The following is a 24,433-nucleotide window of genomic DNA, read 5'->3' on the forward strand; positions in this document are numbered from 1 at the left end:
ACCATACAGCAGTGTCCGCGCGGCGACATCTCGGTTTCTCGTTCCGGCGTGTCGCCGCGCGGGATCACCACGCGGTCAGAGGGTGTCGAGCCAGCCCTCGAAACCGGCCGTGAACTCGGCAGACCACGGCAACGGTGCGATGTAGTCGGCGCCCGTCGAAGCGGTGTCACCGATCTCCTTGAGCACGTGGTTCGCGGTGGACATCCGGATCGAGGTCAGCGCCGTGTGGGCGAGTGCGGCGTCGAGCGCGTCGACGTCGGTGCAGTCGAGCTGGATGTCCTTGGCGGAGCAACTCGTCACGACCGGCGTCCCGGCCGGCAGGCGTCCCGCCAGCTCCCGCGGATCCAGCGCATCCTCCTCGGCGAGGGCCCGAGCGTTGGCCGGCACCAGACCGGCGGCCCGCAGCGGCTCCGGCAGATCGTCGGTGAGCGTCGCATCGGTGCGCAGCGATTCGACGGCCCCGGCCAGCGCCAGCCGCAGCGCGTCGGCCAGTTCGAGCGGCAACTGCCCGGCACCGACGACCGCGGTGAGCTGACGGTCGATCTGCGTCGTGAGCAGGTCGAGCAGCCGCACGGCGAGCGGCTCGAGCAGCCCGACCCCGGCAACGTTCGCGCCGGTACCGGCCAGGGCGAGCGCGATCAGCGCACCCTCACTGTGCCCGACGACGTACACCCGCTCCGGGTCGACCGCCGCCCGATCCGCCAGGAACTCCCACGCGGCGCGGGCACCCTCGGTGAACACCGAGAAACCGAGCTCCCCGATGTCCTCCGGGTCGTACGGGCCCAGACCCGTGGTGCCGCTGCCCAGCTTGTCGTAGCGCAGGCTCGCGAACCCACGCTTCTCGAGCAGATCCGCGAGGAATTCGAGGGTGCCGATGTTGCCGGGCAGCAGGGCGCTGTCGCCGTTGCGGTCGGTCGGCCCGCTGCCCGCGAGCAGCAGCACCGCCGGGGCCGGCGCGTCGGGACCGGAGCCGGCGGGAAGTCGGAGGCTGCCGTGCAGGGTGATGTCACCCGTGGTGAACGTGATCTCGGTGTCGGCCATACGGAGTGTCTATCAGGTCGCCGCGGGTGGTTACTGCACGATCGCCCGAGAGTCGTGCGCAGCAACCGCCCGCAGTGGCCCTCGTAGACGGGTCACGCCAGTACCGCCGCCACGAGGGCGATCACGGGAATCGAGCCGAGGGTCGTGACGAGCGCAGCATCGCGGGCGAGGACCGTGCCGCGCTGGTAGCGACTGGCGTACACGAACACGTTCTGTGCGGTCGGCAGGCACGAGATGACGACGATCGCGAACAGGTCGTGCCCGTCGAGGCCGAGGACGAACCGGGCCATCAGGTAGCCGAGCAGCGGTTGCACCACGATCTTGAGCACCGAGGCGAGGGCGACGTCACGGCGTGGACTGGCACCCTTCTCGAGCACCCGCACCCCGTACAGGGACAGCCCGAACGCGAGCAGCGCCCCGGGCACGGACGCGTTGCCGATGAGTGTGAACGGCTGCATGAGGGCTTCGGGTGGCTGCCACCCGGACACCGCGACCGCCAGACCGGCGGCACCGGCCAGCACGATCGGATTCTTGAACGGGGTGGTGATCGTCTCGAGCAGCGACGCGTCCCGGCGCATCGTGCTGATGTCGAGGACAGTCAGTGCGATCGGCGAGAAGATCATGATCTGGAACAGCAGCAGCGGCGCCACGAACGACGCATCGCCGAGCACGAACACCGCGATCGGGATACCGAGGTTCGCCGAGTTCACGTACGACGACGCGAGCGCGCCGATCGTCAACTCCGGCAACGGCCGGCGCAGCCACAGTGTCGCGACGGCCAGATAGATGCCGGCGACGGCGAACGCGGTGGCCGCGGCGACCGCGAGGGTGGGGGAGAAGACCACGGACAGGTCGGAGCCGGCGAGGGTGTCGAACAGCAGCGCCGGGGTGGCGACGAAGAACACCAGGCGGCTGAGCACGAACTGGCCGTGCTCGCCGAGAGTGCCGCTGCGGCCGAGGAAGAACCCGATCGCGATGACGACGAAGATGACAGTGAAACCCGCGACCACACCCGACACGCCGCGGGACACCTCCGAAAACCGAACCGAAACTCGGCGGAAAGTCTAGACCTGTCCGCCGGTCGGCCCGGCCGGCACCTACTTGCCGGTGATGTACGGGAGTAACGCCATCTCGCGGGCGTTCTTCACCGCGGTGGCGACCTGCCGCTGCTGCTGCGGGGTCAGCCCCGTCACCCGTCGGCTGCGGATCTTGCCGCGGTCGGAGATGAACGTGCGCAGCAGGTTGACGTCCTTGTAGTCGACGGTCTCGATGCCCGCGGTGATCAGCGGATTCTTCTTCGGCTTGCGGCCCTGTTCGCTGCGTGCCTTCCGCGACGGTGCCCTCTTGACTGCCATGACGCTCAGCCTACCGGACCAGGCACGACACGCCCGGGTGCTTTCGAACGGGAGCCTCTCAGCGGGATCTCAGTCCGTCGGGACAAAATGTCCGCATGCGCATTCTGGTGGTCGACGACGATCGGGCGGTCCGCGAATCGTTGCGGCGGTCGCTGAGCTTCAACGGGTACACGGTGGAACTCGCCGTCGACGGTGTCGACGCGATCGAGAAGATCGCCGCGTCCCGTCCCGACGCGGTCGTGCTGGACGTGATGATGCCCCGACTGGACGGGCTCGAGGTGTGCCGTCGGCTGCGCAGCACCGGCGACGAGCTGCCGATCCTGGTGCTCACGGCCCGCGATTCGGTGTCCGAACGGGTCGCCGGACTCGATGCCGGCGCCGACGACTACCTGCCGAAACCGTTCGCGCTCGAGGAACTGCTCGCCCGGTTGCGGGCGCTGCTGCGCCGGGCCGGTCCGGCGTCGGCGGAGGACTCCGAGGCGTTGAAGTTCGAGGATCTGACACTGGACCCGGTGACCCGCGAGGTGACCCGCGGCGGCCGGTCGATCAGTCTCACCCGCACCGAGTTCGCACTGCTCGAGATGCTCATGGCGAACCCTCGCCGGGTGCTCTCACGCAGCCGGATCCTCGAGGAGGTGTGGGGCTACGACTTCCCGACGTCCGGGAACGCCCTCGAGGTGTACGTCGGGTACCTGCGCCGCAAGACCGAGGCCGACGGGGAGTCCCGGCTGATCCACACCGTCCGCGGTGTCGGCTACGTGCTGCGGGAGACGCCCCCGTGACGGCTGCACCCGGCCGCACCGAGATGCGTCCGCCGATGCCGTTGACCCGGTCGGTGTCGCTGCGGTGGCGGGTGACGCTGCTCGCCGCGTCGGTGGTGGCGATCGCGGTCGCCGTCATGGCCGTGGCCGCGTACGCGGTCGTGTCGCGGGCGCTGTACGCGGACGTCGACAAACAGTTGCAGTCGCGGGCCGCGGCGATCGTGAACAACGACCTGATCACGTTCGACCCCCGCTACATCGCGGGTGCGACGCTGTACACCAGCGATATCAGTGTGGCGCTGATCTTCCCGGACCTGAACAAGTACATCCCGCCCGGCTCGGCCGTCCCGATCGGGCCGCCGGAACTCGCGGTCGCCCGCGGGCAGCGGGACTTCTCGCTGCGGACCGTCGAGGACAACCGGGTCCTCGCCGAACGCACCCGAGACGGCAGCACCCTCGTCCTCGCGCAGAGACTGCAGCCGACGAAGGACGTGCTCGACAGGCTCGCCTGGGTGCTGTTCGTCGTCGGCGGATGCGGTGTCGTGTTGGCGGCGGCCGCCGGCACCACCGTCGGGCGGACCGGGCTGCGGCCGATCGCCCGGCTCACCGCGGCCGCCGAACGCGTCGCCCGCACCGACGACCTGACCCCGATACCGGTCACCGGACACGACGAACTCGCCCGGCTCACCGTCAGTTTCAACACCATGCTGCGGGCGCTGGCCGAATCCCGGGCCCGGCAGAGTCGGCTGGTCGCGGACGCCGGACACGAACTGAAGACCCCGCTGACATCGCTGCGCACCAACATGGAACTGCTCATCGCGTCGAGCCGTCCCGGCGCACCGAGCATCCCGGACGAGGACATGGCCGATCTGCGGGCCGACGTCGTCGCGCAGATCGAGGAGTTGTCCACGCTCGTCGGCGATCTCGTGGACCTGGCCCGTGAGGACGCGCCCGAGACGGTGTTCGAACTCGTCGACGTGTGCGATGTCGTCGAACGGTCCCTCGAGAAGGCGCGTCGCCGCCGCAACGAGATCGACTTCGACGCCGCCACCACCCCCTGGTACATCTACGGCGACCAGGCAGGCCTGTCGCGGGCGGTCCTCAACGTCCTCGACAACGCGGCGAAGTGGAGCCCGTCCGGGCAGCACGTCGACGTGCGGATGCGGCAGGTCGGTGACCGACTGCTGGAGATCACCGTCGACGACGCCGGCCCCGGCATCCCCGTCGAGGAACGCGAGTTGGTGTTCGAGCGCTTCTACCGGGCCACGGCGTCGCGGTCGATGCCCGGATCGGGGCTGGGTCTGGCGATCGTCCGGCAGATGGTGACCAAGCACGGCGGCACGATCGCGGTCGAGACGTCGCCGCGCGGTGGGGCGCTCATCCGGATCGTGCTGCCCGGCGAATCCCGGACCGGCGAATCCCAGTACACAGAATCCCAGTCCGGCAGGGACCTCGACAAGGACACGGGAAACTGACAGCACGGTCTCAGCGGCTTCTCAGTCGTACCCGGCAGGCTGAAGTCCAGACCGGACCAGTGCCGCCGAACCCCAGGCGGTCATGACAGAAGGCGGCGTGATGACCGACGACCGTACCCCCCACGGCGGCCCCGACCAGGGTGCCCCGCAGGATCCGTGGCGCTACCAGCAGAACCCGGGCGTCCCGCAGAACCAGGGCTACCCCCAGCATCCGGGTCACCCGCAGCAGCCCGGCTACCCGCAGCCGGGTTTCCCGGCCGGCCACCAGCCGACCGAGCAGTTCCCGAGTCTCGGGGGGACGGGCAGCCTGCCGACCACCGGTGCGCCCGTTCCGGCCGCCGGACCGCAGCATCCGCGTCGGGTCGGACGCACCGCGATCGTCACCGGCGCCATCGCGCTGGCCCTGGTCAGTGGTGGTATCGGCGGTGTCGTCGGCTCGCTCGCCACGTCGAACGGCGGCGGCACCACGTCCGTGACGAACGCGCTCGACGCCCCGAAGCCGTCGACGAGCAACGTGTCGGCCGCGCCGGCCGGCTCGATCGAGGCGGTGGCCCAGAAGGTCGTGCCGAGCGTCGTACAGATCCAGGTGTCCGGTGCCCGCGGCCAGGGCGAGGGATCCGGCGTGATCCTGTCGTCCGACGGCCTCATCATGACCAACAACCACGTGGTGTCCGGCGGTGGACCCGACGGCAAACTGATGGTGGCGTTCGCCGACGGCAGCACCGCACCGGCGACGCTCGTCGGCGCCGACCCGACGTCGGACATCGCGGTCATCAAGGTCGACGGCAAGTCCGGCCTGACCCCGATCGAACTCGGGAACTCGGACGACGTCCAGGTCGGGCAGCAGGTCGTCGCGATCGGTTCCCCGCTCGGCCTGGCCGGCACCGTCACGTCCGGGATCATCTCGGCTCTCGACCGGCCGGTGTCGACGAGCGGTGAGGAGGGCAACCAGAACACCGTCATCGACGCGCTCCAGACCGATGCCGCGATCAACCCCGGCAACTCCGGTGGCGCGCTCGTCGACATGGACGGCAAACTCATCGGCATCAACACCGCGATCGCGACGGCGGGCGGCCAGGGCGGCTCGATCGGACTCGGATTCGCGATCCCGGTCGATCAGGCCCGGCGCATCGCGGACGAACTCGCCAAGACAGGCAAGGCCACGCAGGCGATCGTCGGTGTCCAGGTGTCCGCGCGGGACACCACGACCGGCGGTGCGGCCGTCGTCGACGTCACCCCGGGCGGCCCGGCGGACAAGGCCGGTATCCCCAAGGGTGTCGTGATCACGAAGGTCGACGACCGCATCATCACCACCGGGGACTCGCTGATCGCCGCGATCCGCTCCCACGCGCCGGGCGACAAGGTGCAGGTGACCTACAAGGATCCGTCGGGTGCCACCAAGACGGTGGAGGCGCAGCTCGCCGGCCAGACGCAGGGCGGCCGCTGATGCACAGCGCCCGATACCCGAGGCCGACCACTACGGTAGGGGTCATGGAACTCGAAGCACCGTTGGCCGGACGTGCCCTCGTCGTCGTCGTCGACGACCGGACCGCGCACGGCGATGTCGACTCGATCGGGCCGCTCGTGACCGAACTGCTCACGGAGGCCGGGTTCCTGGTGGACGCGACGGTCGCGGTGGCCGCGGACGAGGTGGAGATCCGCAACGTCCTCAATACCGCGGTGATCGGTGGCGTCGACCTGGTGATCTCCGTCGGCGGCACCGGCGTCTCGGCGCGCGATGTCACCCCCGACGTCACCGCGGAGGTACTGGACCGGGAAATTCCGGGTATCAGTGAGGCGCTGCGCTCGTCGGGACTGGCCGCCGGCGCGGTGGACGCGGTCGTCTCCCGCGGGCTCGTCGGCATCTCCGGCAGCACGCTGGTCGCGAATCTGGCGTCGTCGCGGGCCGCGGTGCGGGACGGCATGGCCACGCTCACCCCGCTCGCGAGTCACGTCATCGGGCAGCTGTCGAGCATCGACGACTGACACGACGGAAAGGCGCGGAATACCATGACAGACGAGAAGAACCGGATCGACCGGGCCCGGCTGGACGCCATCTTCGGCACTGTCCTGCCCGACCAGACCTCCGACGAACGCTCCCGTGACGGCGCGTCGGAGGCCCGGGGCGGGCAGGACGAGTGGCTGCGGCGGCAGGTGCCGCCGCACCACGGGCTGGTCCGCTAGTCGAGCGAGCGGGTGTGCTTGCCGTCCGTCGAGGGCGCTGCCGACGCATCCGACACGCTGCCACGACCGTCGGCGAGCAGATCGCGGATCTGGGTCAGCAGTTCCACCTCGGTGTCGAGCGCTTCTTCGGCTTTCTCCTCGGGGGTGGTGAACCGCGACTTCAGATGGTTCGCGGGCACGATGAGCACGAAGTAGACGACGGCCGCGATGATGACGAAGTTGATGATCGCGGTCACCACAGCGCCGAGGTTGACGAACGTCTCCGGGTTGCCGGAGATGATCTCCTTGCCCCACCCGTACTCGTTCGATCCGCCGATCGCCGCGACGAGCGGGTTGACGATGTTGCTCGTGAACGCCGTGACGATCGCCGTGAACGCGGCGCCGACGACGACCGCGACCGCGAGGTCGAGCACGCTTCCGCGGAGCAGGAAATCCTTGAAACCCTTGAGCATGTGACATCCCCTCGTGTGTCGAACTTCTCGGGAAAACCCTAGTGCAGGGTGACGGTGATCGCGCTCGTCAACGATGCGGCGGCGACCGCGCCGGCCTCGGCTGCGGGTAGTGCGAGCATCACGACTCGCTCCCGCCGCGCACCGGACGACGATTCGGGGGACACCAGGACGACGGTCGCGTCGGAGGCCAGGACGGTGGGGGACGGTGCGGTGGCCTGGGCGTTGCCGGCGCCGGGATCGCGGACGGTGAGCACGTCCACCCGGTCGCCCTCCCGGATCATGTCGGCCAACCCGGTGTCGGACAGGCGGACCGGCACCATGCGGGCGTCGGGGGAGTTGCCGGCGGCCGCGGCGAGACGCGGACCGAGCAGACGGACATCGGTGAGGATCTCGCCGTCCCGGACGGGGGAGGCGACGGTGTGCCCGGTGACACCGTCGAGTCCCGGCACGATCCCCTGCGGGACGTCGGTGCCGGGGCGGTCGACGACGCGGACGTCGGCGGCGGTGAGAACGTCGCCGGGGACGAGGTCGCGGGCTGCGACGATCACCGGTGCGCCGGCGTCGACGCGGGCGTCCCGGACGAACAGGGCGACCGCGATCAGCACGAGCACGCCGGCGGCGACCCGGCGGGTGGTATCCGTGCGGAACCGGTCCGGACGGATCAGTATGCCGAGACGGCCGATCGGTGACGGTGCGAGCGATCGGGTGCCGTGGGGGTCGCGTCGACGCGGCGGTTCGTGGGCCATGCCGGCAACGCTAGGGCTGCGGGTGCGGCCGGACCCCGTCGATTACGGCGATCAGAACTCGCCTGTGGATGAACGGGGAGCTGTGGACAACTCGCCGCGGATCAGCTGGCGGCGGCGGGCGCGGAGCTGGTCGACGTGCTCGACGAGGAAACCGAGGTGCTCGACGTGTCCGCCTTCTTCGCGGGCTCGCTCGCGGTGGTCGAACCGCCACCACGGCTGTCGGTGCGGTAGAAGCCGCTGCCCTTGAACACGATGCCGACCGAGTTGAACAGCTTGCGGAGCTTGCCGGTGCATGCCGGGCAGACGGTCAGCGTGTCGTCGGTGAACGACTGCACGATGTCGAACCGGTTGTCACACTCGGTGCAGGCGTACGAGTAGGTGGGCACGGGCGTCCTCCGCAGGTGTAGCGCGTTGGGTTGTGAAACCGCAGGTGTTGGCACTCTACAGTCGAAAGTGCCAACATCGCGAACTCGTCGGCTATTCCGGGCCGATGAGCGGGACCGGTCCGAGGCCCGGGGTCAGGGCGTGCGTCATCGGGACGTCGTGCGGGTCGGCCGGCAGCGACGCCACCAGTTCGTCGTCCCGGACGACGGCGACGAGCGGTGTGCCGGGGGTGATCGCCCCCAGTGTGCGGTCGTAGAACCCGGCGCCCCGGCCCAGTCGGACCCCGGACCGGTCGACCGCGAGCGCGGGCACGAACAGTACCGATGCGGTCCCGACCTCGGACGACGGCAGTACCGGGCCGGTCGGTTCCCGCAGGCCGTGCGCGGCCGGGATCAGACTGTCGGCGCCGGTGAACTCGGCCCACCCGAGCGGGCCGGGCGCGCCGGTGACCGGCAGCAGGACCCGCCACCCGGACTCCCGGAGGGCGTCGAGCATCGCCACCGAGCCCGGCTCGGAACCGACCGGAACGTATGCGCAGACGGTGCCCGCGCCCCGTGCGGGCGCCAGTGCCGCGGCCGCGGATGTGATGGACCTGACCAGGGCGGTCGCCTCGGCGACCCGGACCTCGGGGGCGACGGACCGCCGTTCACCGAGGACGTGCGCCCGCCAATCCGCCTTGGAACACATTTTCACGACCCTCACCTTAGGATCGCTCCGACCGGCCGCGGGGGCCGGTGGATAGGGTGGTGAGTTATGACAGAAGCCGTCACCAATGACAACAAGTCCTTCCGGACTGCGGTGGTGCCCGCTGCAGGCATGGGAACACGGTTCCTACCTGCGACGAAGACGGTTCCGAAGGAACTGCTCCCGGTGGTCGACACCCCCGGTATCGAATTGGTGGCGGGTGAGGCGGCGGACTCCGGAGCGAGCCGACTCGTCATCGTGACGTCGCCCGGTAAGGACGGTGTCGTCGCTCACTTCGTCGAGGACCTGGTCCTCGAGAGCAAGCTCGAAGCCAGCGGCAAGCATCACCTGCTCGAAAAGGTGCGCAAGGCGCCGGGGCTGCTCGAGGTGGAGTCCGTGGTCCAGGCCGAGCCGCTCGGGCTCGGGCATGCCGTCAGCTGCGCCGAATCGGTGCTCGGCGACGACGAGGACGCGATCGCGGTCCTGCTCCCGGACGACCTGGTGATGCCGCGCGGCGTCCTCGAGACGATGGCGCGGGTCCGCGCCAAGCGCGGCGGCAGCGTGCTGTGTGCGATCGACGTCCCCAAGGACCAGGTCAGCGCGTACGGCGTCTTCGACGTCGAGGACGTGCCCGACGCCATCAACCCGGATGTCCTCAAGGTCACCGGCATGGTCGAGAAGCCGGCCATGGAGGATGCACCGTCGACGTTCGCGGCCGCCGGCCGCTACCTGCTGGACCGGGCGATCTTCGACGCGCTGCGCCGGATCACGCCGGGCGCGGGTGGCGAACTGCAACTCACCGACGCCATCGCGCTGCTGATCGAGGAGGGGCATCCGGTGCACGTCGTGGTGCATCGGGGAACCCGACACGATCTGGGAAATCCCGGCGGCTACCTCCGTGCTGCGGTTGACTTTGCGTTGAACAGCGAGGAGTACGGTCCGTCCCTGCGTCAGTGGCTGGTCGACCGACTGCAGGAGCCGTCCGCCGAGTGACGGTTCGCTGGTACGGGACCCCGGTGACGGGGTCGGGTCGACGGTGTCGGGAGGACGAGGAACCACATGCGCTCGGTTGAGGAGCAGCAGTCCCGAGTGACTGCTGCCGCGGTGGCGCCCCGGCCCGTCCGGGTGGCGATCTCCGAGGCCCAGGGACTGCTGTGTGCCGAAGAAGTGGTGACCGAACGGCCGCTGCCCGGTTTCGACCAGGCCGCGATCGACGGCTACGCGGTCCGTAGCGTCGACGTCCTCGCGGCGGGTGGCGACATCCGAGGCGAGGACGGTGAGCCGACGGAGCTGACCCTGCCGGTCGTCGGTGAGGTGACGGCGGGATCGCGGCAACCGATCCGGTTGCAGCCGCGTCAGGCCGTGCGCGTCGACACCGGCGCACCGATGCCGACCCTCGCGGACGCGGTCCTGCCGATGGACCGCACCGACGGCGGGCACGCCCGCGTCAAGGTCTACAAGCCGGTCCGGTCCGGCGACTACGTCCGCCGCGCCGGCGACGATGTCCAACCCGGTGACGTCGCGGTGCGTGCCGGCACCATCATCGGGGCCGCGCAGGTGGGTCTGCTGGCCGCGGTCGGACGCGACAAGGTGCTGGTGCATCCGCGTCCACGCCTGTCGGTGATCTCCGTCGGCGGTGAACTGGTCGACATCGACCGCACACCCGGGCCCGGACAGGTCTACGACGTCAATTCGTATGCGCTCGCGGCCGCGGCCCGCGACGCGGGCGCCGACGTCAACCGGGTCGGTATCGCGACGATGGACCCGCGTCGGTTGCGGGAGGTCGTCGAGGGCCAGCTGATCCGCTCGGAGATCGTCGTGATCGCGGGTGCGGTCGGCGGCGGTGCGTCCGACGAGGTCCGGGAGGCGCTGGCCGATCTCGGTGATCTCGAGGTGGAACGTGTCGCGATGCACCCCGGTTCGGTGCAGGGTTTCGGCCAGCTCGGCCGTGACGAGGTGCCGACGTTCCTGCTGCCGTCCAACCCGGTGAGCGCGCTGGTCGTGTTCGAGGTGATGGTGCGCCCGCTCATCCGGATCGCGCTGGGCCGCCGCCAGCCGATGCGACGGATCGTGACGGCGCGGGCCGTCTCGGCGGTCACGTCGATCCCGAATCGCAAGGGGTTCCTCCGCGGTCAGCTGATGCGGGACGAGACGACCGGCGAGTATCTCGTCCAGGCGCTCGGCGGCGCGCAGGGCGGGTCGTCGCATCTGCTCGCGACGCTGGCGGAGGCCAACTGTCTGGTGCTCGTCGATCCCGACGTCACCGAGATCCGTGCCGGTGAAGAGGTGGACGTCGCCTTCCTCGCGCAGCGGGGCTGACCGCGCCGTGTCCGTGCATCCGGGATGGCCCGCGCGGATCGGCCCGCTGCGGGTGTCCGCCGGTCGGGTCACGTTGCGGCCCATCCGGTTACGGGACGCCGTCGTGTGGAGTCGGCTGCGGATCGAGAATCGGGAACAGCTCGAGCCGTGGGAGCCGACGGGGCAGGCCCCGTGGGACGACCGGCATCACGCCACGGCCTGGCCGGGCCTGTGCTCGAATCTGCGCGGGGAAGCCCGGAAAGGGCGCATGCTCCCCCTGGTCATCGAGGTCGACGGCGTGTTCGCGGGGCAGATCACCGTCGGCAACATCGTGCGGGGTGCGTTGTCGTCGGCGTGGATCGGCTACTGGGTCGACAAGGCGGTCACCGGTCAGGGGGTTGCCACCGGGGCACTCGCCCTCGGACTGGACCACTGCTTCGGCCGGATGGGCCTGCATCGGGTGGAGGCGACGGTGCGCCCGGAGAATCACGCCAGCCGCGCGGTACTCGGGCACGCCGGATTCCGTGAGGAGGGGTTGCTGCGCCGCTACCTCGACGTCGACGGGCAGTGGCGTGACCATCTGCTGGTCGCGATGACCGTCGAGGAGGTGCCCGGTTCGGTGTCCGACCGGTTGGTGCGGTCCGGCCGGGCCGACTGGGCGTAGCCGGCCCGGTGACCGGATCAGACGACGACCGGCGGCCCGTAGCTCACGACGACGTCGTCGGCGACGTCGGTGGACGCGATGAAGGTCGCATACGACCGGATGGACACCGTGCCCGCGGCATGGTTGACCTCGAGGTGGACGTCACGCAGGGTGATCGCGCACTGGGTGGTCTTGCATTCCTTCTTCTGCACCGGCACGGTCGCGATGGTGCCGGGCGCGATCTGGGTCGACAGGTTGCCCTCGAGCGGTGTCTGGACGCCGAGGTCGAGGGCCTGCCCGGTGAGGAATTCCGCGGCCTCCGGGATGGCCGGGTCGGCTGTCAGGATCAGGGTCTGCGCGACCTCGGGGAGCACGTTGACATTCGGGGTGATACCCGCGTTCCCGGTGATGACGGCGCCGTTGGCGACGTCCACCTGGTAGCCGATCTGGTAGCCGACCTCGAGGACACCCCCGGTGTAGGGGGATGTCCCGTTCCCGGTCACGGTGGCGAGAGCCCGTCCGCTCGCGAAGAGATCGCGGGTGAACTGGTTCCCCGCCAGCGGCGTCACACTGTTGAGGGACTGCCCGGTCTGGTCGATGTTCAGTTCCCACCCGTCGAAACTCGTGGCGTGGGCGGACGTGTTCTCCTGGGTCAGGACGTCGGCGCCGGCCGTTCCCACCGCCGCCGTCAGCACGACCACGGAGGCCCCGGCGACGACCGCGGTACCGGTTCGAACGATGGTGCGGATGAGGGACGACTGGTGATTCGCGACCATGGGAATTCCTCGTCTACGTGTGCGACCGGTGGGCGCCGGCCACGAGCGGAGTGGAAGCCGGTGTGGGCGTCCCGGTTGCAGTATCCGTTTTTCGATCACTGATGCGTAAGAGTTTGGACACTTGTTCACGCGATTTCGATAAACGGATGCTAACGATTTGATGTCGAGCGTCAATTGTCGCGATTCGATTGTTCTGCGGTGAATGTCGGTGATGCGCGAGGCGTCCGATGTCGGCTCGGTCGAGCTCGGTCGGGTGACCTGTAACACGCCGGGCCGAGGTGCCGATCGAGTCTCGAGGCTGCAATTTTCGTCCGGGGAGGCGATAATCGAGTGACGGGTGTGACACCTGCGAAAGCTGAGTCGGCGCGTCTGCGGCGGCGAAGGTGGCTGTACCACTACCCTGGGACGGGTTCGTGGTGAAGGGTCGGCGCCGGTCGTAGGTGTCGTCAGTGCTGGTAGACGAAGGAGGAGGTCGCCGGTATGCCGAGTTCCTCGATCATCTGGATCGCTCTCGTCGCGGTCTGGCTGTTCGTCCTCGTTCCCATGCTCGTGAGCAGGCGTCCGCGGATCCGGCAGACGACGGATGCGGCACTCGCAACCCGCGTGCTGTTCCGTGGGGGCGCGCGACGTCCGGCTCGGGGACCCGCGGCGGGGCACCGCAGCGACCCGAACTGGGAGCACGGACCCACCAGTCAGAGCAGCAACACCCACGGTAGTGATATGCACGGCGATATGTACGGCACAGATGCGGAGGATCGAATGGACGCGCACGCCGAATCCGAGACGGTCGACGACCGGGTCGAGCGGGACTTCGTGCCCAATCGCCGCGGGCGGGGAGGGTTCGACCCGGACGCGGATGCGATCGCGCGGGCCGAGCGATACCGGTTCCGTCAGCGGGCACTGCTCGGGATCGTGTTCGCGGCCATCCTCACGGCCGGGCTCGCGGTCGCGCTCACCCCGATCATGTGGTGGGTGTTCGCCGCGTCCTTCTGCGGTCTCGTCGGCTACCTGGCGTACCTGCGCCGGCAGGTCACGATCGAGCAGGAGATCCGCCACCGCCGGACGGTGCGCCTGGGTCGGTCCCGTCCGGGAGCCGAGGCGGACTCCGACGAGGAACTGCGACCGGCCCCGTCCCGACTGCGTCGGCCGGGGGCCGTGGTCCTCGAGGTCGACGACGGCGACCCGGCGTTCGACCATCTCGAGCACTACGACGTGGAAACGGCGCGCCGCGACGATCGGGACCGTCGCGGCTACGACGATTACAGCGGCATGCGACGCGCCATGTGAACTCGAATTCTGCACGCTGACCAGGCGATTCGCTGAACGGGGCACTGTCCTGTTAGAGTTTCCGAGCGGTCAGCGAAAGCGGATCGTGGTTCGGGGCTGTGGCGCAGTTGGTAGCGCGCTTCGTTCGCATCGAAGAGGTCAGGGGTTCGATTCCCCTCAGCTCCACCGACGAGAAGACCCCCTCCTTCCGGAGGGGGTCTTCTTCGTTTGCCGGCTTCGTTTGCCGGCGGGTTGTCCGTGTCTCAATGCGGTGCGTCCGGCGGAACCTCCGGCAACCCCTCCGCGGCCCGCAATTTCTCGGCGAGCGTGGTGAGCAGTGCCTGCGACTCCTCGGACAGGTCGAACGCGCGTGTCGTGAGCCGGCGCAGCCCATACCCCTGCAGCCGGGACAACAGCTCGAGATCGTGGTCGATCTTGGCGGCGTAGATGTCGTTGAAGAAGTACGCCGGCTGCACCTTGAAGAACTTCGCGAACGCCGCGACGGTCTCGTCCGACGGATTGCTCCGCTGCCCGGAACGCAACTGCGAAATGTACGGCTTCGAGATCTGATGACCATCCGCGACCAGGGCGTTCGCCACCTCGGCGTTGGTGTGGGGTTTGCGGCCCGGAGGGTGGACGGTGTCGAAGAGCGTGTTGAGCCGTGCGGCGAAGTCAGACATCGCGACGATCGTAGCACCGGAGGTAACCGGCGGGTAGCTCGATTGAGAAGGTTGATAGATCGTTCGTTCGGTTGGTCCCATGCCGCGATTGAGACAGCCATGTGACGTAGTCGGCCTACAATAGCCTCACGGTAGCTCGAATCGGCACGTTGACGGCGGGAGGGTGGAGCCATGGACCGCAGAATGAGTGACACGGAATTGCGTCGGGCGATCCGCATGCTGCGTGACCGTGCCGACGAGGCACGCAACCGCGGTCGGGTCGACGACGCCGACGGCATCGAGAAGACCATCCGCGACTATCAGGACGAGATGGCCCAGCGACTCTGAATCCGGCACGTACACTGCCCGCATGGCGATCAGGGCGTTCGGCGGCAGGAAATGCTTGATCACCGGTGCGGCGAGCGGAATCGGCCGGGCCACCGCGATCGCGGTCGCGGCCCGCGGCGCGGACCTCGTCCTCACCGACGTCAACGAGGTCGGTCTCGCGGAGACGGTCACGCTCGTGGAGCGTGCCGGCGGAACGGTGCGTTTCTCCCGCGCCCTCGACATCGCGGACTTCGACGCGGTCACCGCGTTCGCGGACGCCGTCCACGAGCAGACCGGCAGCCTCGACATCGTCATGAACGTCGCCGGGATCTCCGCGTGGGGGACCGTCGAGAATCTCGAGCATCGACACTGGAAGTCGATGGTCGACGTGAACCTGATGGGTCCCATCCACGTCATCGAACGGTTCGTGCCGCCGATGATCGCCGCCGGGCGCGGCGGGCACCTGGTCAACGTGTCGTCGGCCGCGGGACTGCTGGCGCTGCCGTGGCATGCCGCCTACAGCGCGAGCAAGTTCGGGTTGCGTGGTGTCTCCGAAGTGCTGCGGTTCGATCTGAAACGGCACGGCATCGGTGTCAGCCTCGTCGTGCCGGGTGGGGTGCGGACCCCGCTCGTCGGGTCCGTGCAGATCGCCGGCGTCGACCGCACCGACCCGCAGGTGGAGAAACTCACCCGACGTTTCGAGAAGCACGCCGTCACCCCGGAGAAGGTGGCCTCCTGCATCGTCGCCGGCATCGAGAAGAACCGGTTCATGGTGTACACGTCCGCGGACGTCCGGTTCGGCTACTGGTGGGCGCGCAAGTTCGCGCCGCCGTACGAGTTCGTGATGCAGAAGGCCAACGACCGGTTCAGCAGGCTGCTGTAGGGGCCGCCGCGGGACGGGAATCGACACGGGGACGCAGTGCGCCGCTGTGCATCTCGTACGCGGTGTCGACGAGATCGAGTTGCGACAGGTCGTGCGTCACCATCACCGTCGCCACCGACCGCTCCCGGCTCAGCGTCGCCAGCAGGGCCACGATCTCCCGGCTGCGGTCCTCGTCGAGCGCCGACGTCGGCTCGTCGACCAGCAGGACCGCCGGATCGTTCACGAGGGACCGCGCGATCGCGACCCGCTGCCGCTGACCACCGGACAGTTGGTTCGGGCGTCGGTCCAGCTGGTTCTCCAGACCCAGGCTTCCCAACAGGTCGCGGGCCCGGGCGCGGGCGCCGCGGACCGAGCCGCCGTTCAGGTGCGTGACCATCAGCAGCTGTTCGGTCGCGGTGAGCGACGGCAGCAGGTTCGACTGCTGGAACACGAATCCGAGCTTCTCCCGGCGCACGTCGGTGCGTCCGCCGCGGCCGAGGCCGGTGACGTCGGTTCCGTCGATCGTCACGGTCCCGGACTCGGGGGTGGTCAGTAGCCCCGCGACGGCCAGCAGGCTCGACTTACCGGAGCCGGACGGCCCGGTGACCGCGACCAGTTCACCGCGTCCGACGTGCAGGTCGACGTGATCGAGGGCCCGCAGCCGGGCGTCGCCGTCGGGGTAGGACAGGCAGATGTCGCGCAGTTCGATGCTCATGGGAAGTCCTTTCGGGAGGCGGTGGTCAGCGGGCGGTCGCGAGTGCGGTCTGCGGGTCGATCGACACGATCCGGGCCAGCGCGGCGCCGGCACCGACCATGCCCATCACGATGAGGGCGGCGAACGGCACGAGCGTGCCCGACAGCGTCAACGTGAACGGGACGGCCGTCGACGCGATCGCGCCGAGCCCGATCGCGGCGAGTGTGCCGAGGCCGGCACCGACGGTCAGCACGATCAGGGACTGGCCGAGCGCGTCGCGCAGCAGGTACCGGGTGGATGCGCCGATCGCCTTGAGGACCGCGAGATCCTGGCCGCGCTGAATGGTCCAGACGGTGAAGAACGCGCCGACGACGAGTGCGCTGACGATCATCAGCATCACCTGCATGAGCAGCAGCGAACCACGCTCGGACGTGTAGGAGCCGATCGCCTCGAGCGCGCCCTGGACGGTCGTGATCTCGGTGCCCGTCGCAGCGGCGGCCGTCGCGGCGTCGAAGCTGCCCGACGTGCGCAGCGCGATCACGGTGCCGTCGCTGCCGCCCGCGGACGGCAGCTGCGTCCAGGCGCCGTGGTCGATCCACACGACCGGCTGGTGACTGTAGAACGAGTCGTCGACGAGAGCGCCGATCGTGAACGTCTGCTGTCCGATGGCGATGTGGTCACCGACGGTCCATCCGTTCTCGGTCGCGAGATCGCGGTCGACGGCGGCATCGCCGGCGCCGAGCGGGACGGGGGCCGCGAACGACCGTCCGTCGACACCGAACGCGGAGGCCGCCACTTCGCGGCCGCCGGTGGTGATGCGCACCGGCGCGATACCGACGGTGACCGCGGCGTCGACGCCGGGCGTGGCGGACAGCACGGACCGCTGCTGCTCGGTGACCGTGGACTCGCCGAAGGACAGCGACTGGCCCTCGGCGGGTGCACCGAACGCGAACCGTTCGGCGCCCATGTTCTGGACGGCGGCGATCGACTGGTTACCCAGCCCGGTGGTCAGTCCGGACAGCATCACGACCATCAGGGAGATCAGGAACAGGGCCGAACTCATCAACGTGAATCGGCCCTTGGCATGGCGGAGATCGCGAAGGCTCAGGAACATGACTCCAGCCTGGCGGGACACCGGTGGTCACGGCATCGCGCATCGGTTGAGTCCGTCGCTCCATCGAAAGTCGGAGATACCCGTTCGCGGGGCTGCCGCCGGCCGTCCCGGTGTTAGCGTGAGCGAAATGCAGAACTCCCGTGCTCATGATGCGGCCCACCGCGGTGGTGTGGCTCCGATCCTGCGAGCGATGCAGTTCGGCGCCCACGTCCTGTTCGCGGCCCTGCTCGCGGTCGGTGCCGCGCGTGTGCTCGCGGCCGACGGGGCGTCCGGATGGTGGATCGTCGTGCTCGCCGTCGTCGAACTCGCGTGGTATTTCGCGGGTGTCGCCGCGGCCCGTCGGTCGGGTGCGTTCGGTGGCGGTGCGGGACGGTGGTGGTTGGCCGGGCTGGTGCTCGGCTGGCTGGTACTCGTGGTCTCGGACCCCAACTTCGTGTGGGTCACGTTCGCACTGTTCTTCCTGGCGTTCCATCTGCTGTCGATACCGCAGGCGCTCGCGGCGACGGTTGCGCTCACCGCGGTCTCGGTCGCGGCGAGCCTGTGGCACGCCGAGACGGACACGGTGCCGTCGATCCTCGGCCCGGTGATCGGCGCGACCGTCGCGGCCGGCATGGCGATGGTGTATCAGCAGTTGGCGCGGGAGGCCGCGCAACGTCAACTCCTGGTCGACGAACTCACCGAGGCGCACCGGGAGCTGGTGGGGGCGCAGGACGAGCTCGCGCTCCTGCAACGCGAATCCGGGGCGCTCGCGGAACGCTCCCGGCTGGCCCGCGACATCCACGACACGCTCGCGCAGGGGTTCTCGTCGATCCTGCTGCTCGCCCGGGCCGGGCAGCGGGGCACCGAGCCGACGGCGATCTTCACGCAGATCGCGGACACCGCGCAGGAGAACCTGACCGAGGCCCGTCGGGTGGTGGCGGCGCTGGCCCCCGCGGATCTCGAGTCGGCGCCGCTCGAGTCGGCGCTGCGCCGGTTGCTCGCCCAGTTGACCGACCAGACCGGGATCGCCGGGGAACTGCGCACCGACGGGGAGCCGGGCATCCCGTCGATGGACTGCGATGTCGCGTTGCTGAGGGTGGCGCAGAGCGCGCTCGCGAACGTGCGGCTGCATTCGCAGGCCCGGCGGGTGCGGGTGACCCTCGGCTACGCCGTCGACGAGGTCCGGCTCGACGTCGTCGACGACGGCATCGGATTCGATCAGCGGGAGGCCGGCGGTTTCGGTTTGCGGGCGATGCGGGACCGGCTCGCCGAACTCGGCGGCACCGTGGTCGTGGAGTCCGCGCCCGGCGACGGAACCGCGGTCGCCGCAACACTTCCGATCGGGAGGGCACTGTGAGTGCGGTCCGGGTACTGCTGGTCGACGACCACCCGGTGGTGCGTGCGGGCCTGCGGGCACTGCTCGCGTCGCACGACGGTGTCGAGGTGGCGGCGGAGGCGTCGTCGGGTGAGGACGCCGTCGCACTGGCGGCCACCACGAAACCCGATGTGGTGCTGATGGATCTGCGGCTGGGCTCCGGGATGGACGGTGCGGGGGCGACCGCGCGGATCACCGCGGAGCCGAATCCGCCGCGGGTCGTCGTGCTCACCACGTACGACACCGACGCCGACATCCTGCGGGCCGTCGAGGCCGGGGCGTCGGGGTATCTGCTCAAGGACACCGCGCCGCAGGTCCTGATCGATTCGGTGTTCGCGGCGGCCCGCGGCGAGACGGTCCTGGACCCGGACGTGGCACAGCGGTTGTACCGGCGGATGCAGCAGCCGCGTGCCGACCTGAGCGGCCGCGAGGTCGAGGTGCTGGGCCTGGTGGCGCAGGGGCTGTCGAATCGCGCGATCGCGAAGGTGCTGTTCGTCAGCGAGGCCACCGTCAAATCGCATCTGGTGCATGCGTTCACCAAGCTCGGTGTGGACAGCCGCACGGCCGCGGTGGCCGTCGCCCGGGAGCGTGGACTGCTGTCCTGACCGGGTCGGGTAGCGTGTGGAGCATGCCGAAACAGTTCGCATTCTCGGCCGAGTTCGGCCACTCCGTCGAGCAGGTCCACGCCCTCGTCTCCGACCCCGCGTACTGGGGTTCGCGCTGGGAGGCGAACGACCGCTCGTCCGTCCAGGTCGCCGCCGCCCAGGACGCCGACGGCGCGCCCGTCACCGTGGTCACGATGACGGAACTGGTCGATACCGACGGCTTCCCGGCCTTGGTGCGCAAGGCGATTCGTGGTGACGTCCGCATGGAGCGCATCGACACGTGGCGTCCGCTCGAAGGCGGCCGGGCCGCCGGCCGCGTCGACGGCAACGCCACCGGCGTGCCGGTGGCGATCGTCGGCGAGTACGACCTGCGTCCGTCCGACACCGGTGCGGTGCTCGACGTGCGGGGCACCGTCACCGTCAAGGTGCCGATCATCGGTGGCCAGATCGAGAAGATGGTCGAGCAGATGGTCGAGCAGATGGTCACCCGCGACCGCGACGACATCGACGCGCGCCTCGGCGCGGCGAACTGACCCACGAGAACTGATGTCGAACGGTGGTCCCGGGTGCCGATGACGGCGCCCGGGACTACCGTTCAACCATGAGTGCGGGTGACGTCGGGCCCGATCCGGGCGTCGACACCGAGGTGGGTGCGTTGCAGGCGGTGCTGCTGCACCGTCCCGGTGACGAACTGAGGCGTCTCACCCCACGCAACAACGACCAACTGCTGTTCGACGGACTGCCGTGGGTCGATCGGGCCCAGGACGAGCACGACACGTTCGCCGACGTGCTGCGCGGACGCGGCGTCGAGGTCCTGCTGCTCGCCGATCTGCTCACCGACACCCTCACCACCAGCGGCGCGGCCCGGATCCAGGGCATCGCCGCGGCCGTCGACCCCCGTCGGCTCGGGCACGCGCTGGCCCAGGATCTGGCGGCGTATCTGCGGGGTGTTCCCGCGGCCGAGTTGTCGGCGATCCTCACCGCCGGGATGACGTTCGACGAACTGCCGATCGGCACCGGCGCCGAGACGCCGTCCCTGGTGCGTCTGATGCATCACGGCGCCGACTTCGTGATCGATCCGCTGCCGAACCTGCTGTTCACGCGGGACTCGTCGTTCTGGATCGGACGGCGGGTGGCGATCCCGTCGCTGGCGTTGCCGGCCCGGGTGCGGGAGGCGTCGCTCACCGACCTGATCTACGCGCACCATCCCCGGTTCCGGGGTGTGCGCCGCGCCTACGAATCGCACACCGCACCCGTCGAGGGCGGTGACGTGCTGTTGCTCGCGCCCGGGGTCGTCGCGGTGGGGGTGGGGGAGCGGACCACGCCGGCCGGTGCGGAAGCGTTGGCGCGCAGTGTCTTCGAGGACGGTCTCGCACACACCGTGCTGGCGGTACCGATCGAGCAGCGACGGGCGTCGATGCATCTGGACACCGTCCTGACGATGGTCGACGTCGACGCCGTGGTGATGTATCCGGTGGTGCGGGACACGTTGTCCGCGTACACGATCCGGCGCCGCGACGGTGCCGTCGTCATCGCCGGGCCGGAGCCGTTCCTGGCGGCTGCCGCCGCGGCCATGGGCATCGACAGGCTCCGGGTCATCGACACCGGACTCGATCACGTCGTCGCCGAACGGGAACAGTGGGACGACGGCAACAACACGCTCGCCGTCGCACCCGGTGTGGTGGTCGCCTACGAACGCAACGTCGAGACCAACGCGCGGATGGAGGCGTCCGGTATCGAGGTGCTGCGCATCCCCGGCTCGGAACTGGGGTCCGGCCGGGGCGGACCGCGGTGCATGTCGTGCCCGCTCGCCCGCGGTCCGCTGCCCCGGCCGGTGGAATCGGGCGGGGACTGCAACTAGAGGATGTCGCGGACCTTCTCGAACGGGCGTGCCAGCACGGTGCCGCGGTCGGTCACCACGATGGGCCGTTCGATGAGGATCGGGTTCGCGATCATCGCGTCGAGCAGCTCGTCCTCCGACGCCGACGCGAGCCCGAGTTCCTTGTAGACCGCCTCCTTCGCGCGGATCGCCTCACTCGGGCGCAGCCCGGCGTCGTCGAGGAGCTTGCGCAGCCCGTCGTGCGTCGGCGGGGTCTCCAGGTAGGCGACGATCGTCGGCTCGATACCGGCTTCCTCGATGAGCTTCAGGGTGTTCCGGGACGTGCTGCACCGCGAGTTGTGGTAGATCGTCGCGGTGGTCGCCTTGCCGTGCGTGTCTGTCATGAGAGCCATTGTGCACGGGGCGGCGGCGCGACCGCGTTACCGTGGGATGCGACGGTCGCCCCGGCGGCGCGGACGAAAGGGGCGGTTGTGGAGATCGAGATCGACCACGACTCGGGGGTGCCGCCGTTCGAGCAGTTGCGGATACGGATCCTCGACCTGGTGCGCCGGGAGGAACTGGTGGCGGGCACGAAGATTCCGACGGTGCGCAAACTGGCGGCCGATCTGGGGATCGCCCCCAACACGGTGGCCCGGACGTACCGCGAGCTCGAGCAGCTCGGGGTGATCGAGACGCGTGGTCGGCTCGGGTCGTTCGTCGCGGCGTTCGGTGATCCGACGCGCGCGAAGGCGCAGCAGGCTGCCAGCGAGTACGTCGTGGCGGTGCGCCGGATGGGGATCTCGGATGCGGATGCGGCGATGTTCGTGGCAACGGCGCTGCGGGGTGTGAACCGACACAACTAGGTTGACGCTTCAACTTAATCGTGTCATCGTTCCTGCCATGACCTCCTCGACCGTCCTCCGTGACGTCACTCTGCTCATCGCCCGCATCGGTCTCGGTGTCGTCTTCGTCGCCCACGGCTGGCAGAAGTTCTCGACGTGGGGCATCGACGGCACCCAGACCGCGTTCGCCGGCATGGAGATTCCGCTCGCCGACGTCTCCGCGATCGCCGCCGCCACGATCGAACTCGTCGGCGGCATCGCACTGCTCGTCGGCTTCGCCGCCCGGATCGCCGGCGCACTGCTGTTCCTGGACATGGCCGGCGCGTTCGTCCTCGTCCACGCCGGGAACGGCCTGTTCGTCGGCGACGGCGGCTACGAACTGGTGGTCGCCCTCGGGGTCGCGTCGCTGCTCGTCGCCGGTGTCGGCGCCGGACGGTTCAGCGTCGACGCAGTGATCGGGAAGAACTCCCGGATCCTGGCGGCCGTCTGACCGGGGGTCGACGTCGGACCCGGAGCGTCACCGCCAACTCGGCAGCCACAACTCCTGCTGCCACGTCTCCGGCGTGATCGGGACGGCCGTCAGGATCGGCCACAACCACACGAAGTTCGCGACCACCAGCCCCACGTACAGGCACACCGCGAGCAGACCGGTCCCGCGGCGCTCCGGCGTCGACGTCGCCCGGCCGAGGATCTCCCCGAGCACGAGCGCGACGGCCATGACGAAGAACGGTGCGAGCGTGACCGCATAGAAGTAGTACATCTGCCGGTCCATGGTCACGAACCACGGCAGGAACGCCGCCGCGTACCCGGTCAGGACCGTCGCGTACCGCCAGTCCCGTCCGACGACCGTGCGCCACAACGCCCATCCGAGGACCGGCACCGCCAGCCACCACATCGCGGGGGTACCGATCAACATGACGGCCTTGACGCAACTCGAGGCGCCGCACCCGGACACGTGCTCGCCCTCGGCGAAGTAGTACAGCATCGGCCGCAGCCCCATCGGCCACGTCCACGGCTTCGACTCCCACGGATGGTGGTTGCCGGCGGAATTGGTCAACCCGGAATGGAACTCGAGCACCTTCGCGCTGTAGTACCACAGCGACCGCAGCGCATCCGGGACGAACGCGAACGGGCCGCCCGACCCGACCCGGCTGCCGACCGCATGCCGATCCACCCCGGTCTCGCTCGCGAACCATGCCGCGTACGTCGCCAGGTACACCCCGATCGGCACCAGCACCAGCGCGTACAGCGACGGGCCGATATCGCGCAGCGCCGTCCCCACCCACGGCCGGCGCACCCCGTACGCCCGGCGCGCCGCAACATCGAATCCGACGCACAGCAGGCCGAAGAACGCGATGAAGTACAGGCCCGACCACTTGGTGCCGCACGCCAGACCGAGCATGACGCCCGCACCGAACCGCCACCACCGCACCCCCAGCCGCGGCCCGAAATCGGAGACCGCGATCCGGCCCTCCGCCCGCACCCGGGCCGTCCGCGCCCGCACCTGGTCCCGGTCCACGACGAGACACCCGAGCGCCGCGACCGTGAACAGGGCCAGGAAGATGTCGAGCATCCCGAGTCGCGACGACACGAACGTGACACCGTCCACGATCAACAGGACACCGGCCAGCGCGCCGACCAGCGTCGACCGGCTCATCCGCCGCACGATCCGCACCACGAGCAGCACCAGGATCGTCCCGGCCAGCGCCGACGCGAACCGCCAACCCCACGCGTTGTAACCGAACAGGGCCTCGCCGACCGCGATCAACTGTTTGCCGACCGGAGGGTGCACCACCAGTCCGTAACCGGGATTGTCCTCGATCCCGCCACCGGTGAGCACCTGCCAGCCCTGCGGCGCGTAATGCTTCTCGTCGAACACCGGTGTCCCGGCATCGGTGGGGTAGTTCAGCATCGTGAACCGGGTGATCGCGGCGAGCACGGTGATCACCAGCGTCACGATCCAGCCGCGTCGCCGATCGGTCGGACCGCCGTCGTCCACGGGTACGAGCGGGGCCGGGCTCGTCACCGGGGAACCGTCGGACGAACCGGTCCCCGGCGCCGCGGGGCGCTCGTCCGTCAGTGGGGTCACGGG

Annotated in this window: 30 protein-coding genes and 1 tRNA gene; 18 read left to right on the forward strand and 13 right to left on the reverse strand. The window is 69.5% G+C overall.

Going from position 1 to position 24,433, the window contains the following annotated elements; translation table 11 throughout:
• Positions 1–75: 75 nt before the first annotated feature.
• The 3 genes from E0497_RS04085 to rpsR form a co-directional block, all read right to left on the reverse strand.
• A complete protein-coding gene (locus E0497_RS04085; RefSeq protein WP_137723492.1) occupies positions 76–1,041 on the reverse strand; it encodes an alpha/beta hydrolase in 966 nt (321 codons plus the stop codon).
• 92 nt (positions 1,042–1,133) lie between these two features.
• Complete coding sequence (locus tag E0497_RS04090) at positions 1,134–2,060, reverse strand: AEC family transporter (RefSeq protein WP_137723493.1); 927 nt, start codon at positions 2,058–2,060, stop codon at positions 1,134–1,136.
• A gap of 78 nt (positions 2,061–2,138) precedes the next feature.
• Positions 2,139–2,396, reverse strand: coding sequence for a 30S ribosomal protein S18 (gene rpsR / locus E0497_RS04095; RefSeq protein ID WP_137723494.1), 258 nt, complete (start codon positions 2,394–2,396; stop codon positions 2,139–2,141).
• Positions 2,397–2,491: 95 nt separating this feature from the next.
• Here rpsR and E0497_RS04100 point away from each other — a divergent pair, with 95 nt between their 5' ends.
• The 5 genes from E0497_RS04100 to E0497_RS20590 all read left to right on the forward strand — a co-directional run bounded on the left by E0497_RS04100 (position 2,492) and on the right by E0497_RS20590 (position 6,816).
• Positions 2,492–3,178, forward strand: coding sequence for a response regulator transcription factor (locus E0497_RS04100; RefSeq protein ID WP_137723495.1), 687 nt, complete (start codon positions 2,492–2,494; stop codon positions 3,176–3,178).
• Between the two features lie 23 nt (positions 3,179–3,201).
• Entirely contained in the window at positions 3,202–4,632 is a 1,431-nt protein-coding gene (locus E0497_RS04105; RefSeq protein WP_241665703.1) for a HAMP domain-containing sensor histidine kinase, read from the forward strand.
• A 100-nt stretch (positions 4,633–4,732) separates the two neighbouring features.
• Positions 4,733–6,079 (forward strand): S1C family serine protease, encoded by a 1,347-nt coding sequence (locus tag E0497_RS04110; RefSeq protein WP_137723496.1) that lies wholly within the window; start codon positions 4,733–4,735, stop codon positions 6,077–6,079.
• 44 nt (positions 6,080–6,123) lie between these two features.
• Positions 6,124–6,618, forward strand: coding sequence for a MogA/MoaB family molybdenum cofactor biosynthesis protein (locus tag E0497_RS04115; protein WP_241665693.1), 495 nt, complete (start codon positions 6,124–6,126; stop codon positions 6,616–6,618).
• A gap of 24 nt (positions 6,619–6,642) precedes the next feature.
• Positions 6,643–6,816: a hypothetical protein gene (locus tag E0497_RS20590; RefSeq protein WP_170312856.1), complete on the forward strand. Its 174-nt coding sequence runs from the start codon at positions 6,643–6,645 to the stop codon at positions 6,814–6,816.
• On the opposite strand, the gene mscL is transcribed toward E0497_RS20590, so the two are convergent.
• The 4 genes from mscL to E0497_RS04135 form a co-directional block, all read right to left on the reverse strand.
• The gene (gene mscL / locus E0497_RS04120) at positions 6,813–7,268 is read right to left on the reverse strand and encodes a large-conductance mechanosensitive channel protein MscL (RefSeq protein WP_137723498.1); all 456 of its coding nucleotides are present in this window, start codon (positions 7,266–7,268) and stop codon (positions 6,813–6,815) included. The two genes, E0497_RS20590 and mscL, sit on opposite strands and share 4 nt — an antisense overlap.
• Positions 7,269–7,306: 38 nt before the next feature.
• Positions 7,307–8,014: an RcpC/CpaB family pilus assembly protein gene (locus tag E0497_RS04125; protein ID WP_137723499.1), complete on the reverse strand. Its 708-nt coding sequence runs from the start codon at positions 8,012–8,014 to the stop codon at positions 7,307–7,309.
• Positions 8,015–8,115: 101 nt separating this feature from the next.
• Positions 8,116–8,400, reverse strand: coding sequence for an FmdB family zinc ribbon protein (locus E0497_RS04130; RefSeq protein ID WP_137723500.1), 285 nt, complete (start codon positions 8,398–8,400; stop codon positions 8,116–8,118).
• Between the two features lie 91 nt (positions 8,401–8,491).
• Complete coding sequence (locus tag E0497_RS04135; RefSeq protein WP_137723501.1) at positions 8,492–9,085, reverse strand: 5-formyltetrahydrofolate cyclo-ligase; 594 nt, start codon at positions 9,083–9,085, stop codon at positions 8,492–8,494.
• A gap of 66 nt (positions 9,086–9,151) precedes the next feature.
• Here E0497_RS04135 and E0497_RS04140 point away from each other — a divergent pair, with 66 nt between their 5' ends.
• The 3 genes from E0497_RS04140 to E0497_RS04150 all read left to right on the forward strand — a co-directional run bounded on the left by E0497_RS04140 (position 9,152) and on the right by E0497_RS04150 (position 12,044).
• A complete protein-coding gene (locus tag E0497_RS04140; protein ID WP_137723502.1) occupies positions 9,152–10,075 on the forward strand; it encodes a UTP--glucose-1-phosphate uridylyltransferase in 924 nt (307 codons plus the stop codon).
• A 66-nt stretch (positions 10,076–10,141) separates the two neighbouring features.
• A complete protein-coding gene (glp, locus tag E0497_RS04145; RefSeq protein WP_137723503.1) occupies positions 10,142–11,401 on the forward strand; it encodes a molybdotransferase-like divisome protein Glp in 1,260 nt (419 codons plus the stop codon).
• 7 nt (positions 11,402–11,408) lie between these two features.
• The gene (locus tag E0497_RS04150; RefSeq protein WP_137723504.1) at positions 11,409–12,044 is read left to right on the forward strand and encodes a GNAT family N-acetyltransferase; all 636 of its coding nucleotides are present in this window, start codon (positions 11,409–11,411) and stop codon (positions 12,042–12,044) included.
• Between the two features lie 17 nt (positions 12,045–12,061).
• Here the strand turns inward: E0497_RS04150 and E0497_RS04155 are convergent, their stop codons facing one another.
• Positions 12,062–12,799, reverse strand: coding sequence for an MspA family porin (locus tag E0497_RS04155; protein WP_137723505.1), 738 nt, complete (start codon positions 12,797–12,799; stop codon positions 12,062–12,064).
• Positions 12,800–13,279: 480 nt separating this feature from the next.
• Here E0497_RS04155 and sepX point away from each other — a divergent pair, with 480 nt between their 5' ends.
• A complete protein-coding gene (gene sepX, locus E0497_RS04160; protein WP_137723506.1) occupies positions 13,280–14,086 on the forward strand; it encodes a divisome protein SepX/GlpR in 807 nt (268 codons plus the stop codon).
• Between the two features lie 92 nt (positions 14,087–14,178).
• Positions 14,179–14,251 (forward strand) — tRNA-Ala (locus E0497_RS04165).
• 77 nt (positions 14,252–14,328) lie between these two features.
• Here the strand turns inward: E0497_RS04165 and E0497_RS04170 are convergent.
• Positions 14,329–14,745: a helix-turn-helix domain-containing protein gene (locus E0497_RS04170; RefSeq protein WP_137723507.1), complete on the reverse strand. Its 417-nt coding sequence runs from the start codon at positions 14,743–14,745 to the stop codon at positions 14,329–14,331.
• A gap of 183 nt (positions 14,746–14,928) precedes the next feature.
• Between E0497_RS04170 and E0497_RS20535 the strand changes: the two genes are divergently transcribed.
• Together E0497_RS20535 and E0497_RS04175 are read left to right on the forward strand one after the other, a co-directional pair.
• Positions 14,929–15,072: a hypothetical protein gene (locus E0497_RS20535; protein ID WP_162556334.1), complete on the forward strand. Its 144-nt coding sequence runs from the start codon at positions 14,929–14,931 to the stop codon at positions 15,070–15,072.
• A gap of 22 nt (positions 15,073–15,094) precedes the next feature.
• Positions 15,095–15,934: an SDR family oxidoreductase gene (locus E0497_RS04175; protein WP_137723508.1), complete on the forward strand. Its 840-nt coding sequence runs from the start codon at positions 15,095–15,097 to the stop codon at positions 15,932–15,934.
• Here E0497_RS04175 and E0497_RS04180 read toward each other — a convergent pair.
• Both E0497_RS04180 and E0497_RS04185 read right to left on the reverse strand, forming a co-directional pair.
• Positions 15,918–16,628, reverse strand: a complete 711-nt coding sequence (locus E0497_RS04180) for an ABC transporter ATP-binding protein (RefSeq protein WP_137723509.1) — start codon at positions 16,626–16,628, stop codon at positions 15,918–15,920. The two genes, E0497_RS04175 and E0497_RS04180, sit on opposite strands and share 17 nt — an antisense overlap.
• A 25-nt stretch (positions 16,629–16,653) precedes the next feature.
• A complete protein-coding gene (locus E0497_RS04185) occupies positions 16,654–17,721 on the reverse strand; it encodes an ABC transporter permease (RefSeq protein WP_137723510.1) in 1,068 nt (355 codons plus the stop codon).
• 127 nt (positions 17,722–17,848) lie between these two features.
• Here E0497_RS04185 and E0497_RS04190 point away from each other — a divergent pair, with 127 nt between their 5' ends.
• The 4 genes from E0497_RS04190 (at position 17,849) to E0497_RS04205 (ending at position 21,541) form a co-directional block, all read left to right on the forward strand.
• Complete coding sequence (locus E0497_RS04190) at positions 17,849–19,057, forward strand: sensor histidine kinase (protein WP_137723511.1); 1,209 nt, start codon at positions 17,849–17,851, stop codon at positions 19,055–19,057.
• Complete coding sequence (locus E0497_RS04195) at positions 19,054–19,680, forward strand: response regulator (RefSeq protein WP_137723512.1); 627 nt, start codon at positions 19,054–19,056, stop codon at positions 19,678–19,680. Before E0497_RS04190 ends, E0497_RS04195 begins: the two co-directional genes overlap by 4 nt.
• 23 nt (positions 19,681–19,703) lie before the next feature.
• Complete coding sequence (locus E0497_RS04200; RefSeq protein ID WP_137723513.1) at positions 19,704–20,213, forward strand: DUF2505 domain-containing protein; 510 nt, start codon at positions 19,704–19,706, stop codon at positions 20,211–20,213.
• A 68-nt stretch (positions 20,214–20,281) separates the two neighbouring features.
• A complete protein-coding gene (locus tag E0497_RS04205) occupies positions 20,282–21,541 on the forward strand; it encodes an arginine deiminase (protein WP_137723514.1) in 1,260 nt (419 codons plus the stop codon).
• Here the strand turns inward: E0497_RS04205 and arsC are convergent.
• Complete coding sequence (gene arsC, locus E0497_RS04210) at positions 21,538–21,903, reverse strand: arsenate reductase (glutaredoxin) (RefSeq protein ID WP_137723515.1); 366 nt, start codon at positions 21,901–21,903, stop codon at positions 21,538–21,540. The two genes, E0497_RS04205 and arsC, sit on opposite strands and share 4 nt — an antisense overlap.
• Before the next feature lie 87 nt (positions 21,904–21,990).
• On the opposite strand from arsC, the gene E0497_RS04215 reads away from it, so the two are divergent.
• Together E0497_RS04215 and E0497_RS04220 are read left to right on the forward strand one after the other, a co-directional pair.
• Positions 21,991–22,362: a GntR family transcriptional regulator gene (locus E0497_RS04215; RefSeq protein ID WP_137723516.1), complete on the forward strand. Its 372-nt coding sequence runs from the start codon at positions 21,991–21,993 to the stop codon at positions 22,360–22,362.
• Between the two features lie 37 nt (positions 22,363–22,399).
• Positions 22,400–22,831: a DoxX family protein gene (locus E0497_RS04220; RefSeq protein ID WP_137723517.1), complete on the forward strand. Its 432-nt coding sequence runs from the start codon at positions 22,400–22,402 to the stop codon at positions 22,829–22,831.
• Between the two features lie 27 nt (positions 22,832–22,858).
• On the opposite strand, the gene E0497_RS04225 is transcribed toward E0497_RS04220, so the two are convergent.
• Positions 22,859–24,421 carry a dolichyl-phosphate-mannose--protein mannosyltransferase gene (locus tag E0497_RS04225; protein ID WP_421958302.1) on the reverse strand — a complete coding sequence of 521 codons (1,563 nt, stop codon included), beginning with the start codon at positions 24,419–24,421 and terminating at the stop codon, positions 22,859–22,861.
• Positions 24,422–24,433 lie beyond the last annotated feature (12 nt).

The organism is Prescottella subtropica (genome assembly GCF_005434945.1).
GTDB classification, from domain to species: domain Bacteria; phylum Actinomycetota; class Actinomycetes; order Mycobacteriales; family Mycobacteriaceae; genus Prescottella; species Prescottella subtropica.

What these genes read in the sequence shown, in the direction of transcription:
- E0497_RS04085 (WP_137723492.1), bottom strand. Translation starts at nt 1,041, where the DNA reads ATGGCCGACACCGAGATCACGTTCACCACGGGTGACATCACCCTGCAC.
- rpsR (WP_137723494.1), bottom strand. Translation starts at nt 2,396, where the DNA reads ATGGCAGTCAAGAGGGCACCGTCGCGGAAGGCACGCAGCGAACAGGGC.
- E0497_RS04100 (WP_137723495.1), top strand. Translation starts at nt 2,492, where the DNA reads ATGCGCATTCTGGTGGTCGACGACGATCGGGCGGTCCGCGAATCGTTG.
- E0497_RS04105 (WP_241665703.1), top strand. Translation starts at nt 3,202, where the DNA reads ATGCGTCCGCCGATGCCGTTGACCCGGTCGGTGTCGCTGCGGTGGCGG.
- E0497_RS04110 (WP_137723496.1), top strand. Translation starts at nt 4,733, where the DNA reads ATGACCGACGACCGTACCCCCCACGGCGGCCCCGACCAGGGTGCCCCG.
- E0497_RS04115 (WP_241665693.1), top strand. Translation starts at nt 6,124, where the DNA reads ATGGAACTCGAAGCACCGTTGGCCGGACGTGCCCTCGTCGTCGTCGTC.
- E0497_RS20590 (WP_170312856.1), top strand. Translation starts at nt 6,643, where the DNA reads ATGACAGACGAGAAGAACCGGATCGACCGGGCCCGGCTGGACGCCATC.
- mscL (WP_137723498.1), bottom strand. Translation starts at nt 7,268, where the DNA reads ATGCTCAAGGGTTTCAAGGATTTCCTGCTCCGCGGAAGCGTGCTCGAC.
- E0497_RS04125 (WP_137723499.1), bottom strand. Translation starts at nt 8,014, where the DNA reads ATGGCCCACGAACCGCCGCGTCGACGCGACCCCCACGGCACCCGATCG.
- E0497_RS04135 (WP_137723501.1), bottom strand. Translation starts at nt 9,085, where the DNA reads ATGTGTTCCAAGGCGGATTGGCGGGCGCACGTCCTCGGTGAACGGCGG.
- E0497_RS04140 (WP_137723502.1), top strand. Translation starts at nt 9,152, where the DNA reads ATGACAGAAGCCGTCACCAATGACAACAAGTCCTTCCGGACTGCGGTG.
- glp (WP_137723503.1), top strand. Translation starts at nt 10,142, where the DNA reads ATGCGCTCGGTTGAGGAGCAGCAGTCCCGAGTGACTGCTGCCGCGGTG.
- E0497_RS04155 (WP_137723505.1), bottom strand. Translation starts at nt 12,799, where the DNA reads ATGGTCGCGAATCACCAGTCGTCCCTCATCCGCACCATCGTTCGAACC.
- sepX (WP_137723506.1), top strand. Translation starts at nt 13,280, where the DNA reads ATGCCGAGTTCCTCGATCATCTGGATCGCTCTCGTCGCGGTCTGGCTG.
- E0497_RS04170 (WP_137723507.1), bottom strand. Translation starts at nt 14,745, where the DNA reads ATGTCTGACTTCGCCGCACGGCTCAACACGCTCTTCGACACCGTCCAC.
- E0497_RS20535 (WP_162556334.1), top strand. Translation starts at nt 14,929, where the DNA reads ATGAGTGACACGGAATTGCGTCGGGCGATCCGCATGCTGCGTGACCGT.
- E0497_RS04175 (WP_137723508.1), top strand. Translation starts at nt 15,095, where the DNA reads ATGGCGATCAGGGCGTTCGGCGGCAGGAAATGCTTGATCACCGGTGCG.
- E0497_RS04180 (WP_137723509.1), bottom strand. Translation starts at nt 16,628, where the DNA reads ATGAGCATCGAACTGCGCGACATCTGCCTGTCCTACCCCGACGGCGAC.
- E0497_RS04185 (WP_137723510.1), bottom strand. Translation starts at nt 17,721, where the DNA reads ATGTTCCTGAGCCTTCGCGATCTCCGCCATGCCAAGGGCCGATTCACG.
- E0497_RS04190 (WP_137723511.1), top strand. Translation starts at nt 17,849, where the DNA reads ATGCAGAACTCCCGTGCTCATGATGCGGCCCACCGCGGTGGTGTGGCT.
- E0497_RS04200 (WP_137723513.1), top strand. Translation starts at nt 19,704, where the DNA reads ATGCCGAAACAGTTCGCATTCTCGGCCGAGTTCGGCCACTCCGTCGAG.
- E0497_RS04205 (WP_137723514.1), top strand. Translation starts at nt 20,282, where the DNA reads ATGAGTGCGGGTGACGTCGGGCCCGATCCGGGCGTCGACACCGAGGTG.
- arsC (WP_137723515.1), bottom strand. Translation starts at nt 21,903, where the DNA reads ATGACAGACACGCACGGCAAGGCGACCACCGCGACGATCTACCACAAC.
- E0497_RS04220 (WP_137723517.1), top strand. Translation starts at nt 22,400, where the DNA reads ATGACCTCCTCGACCGTCCTCCGTGACGTCACTCTGCTCATCGCCCGC.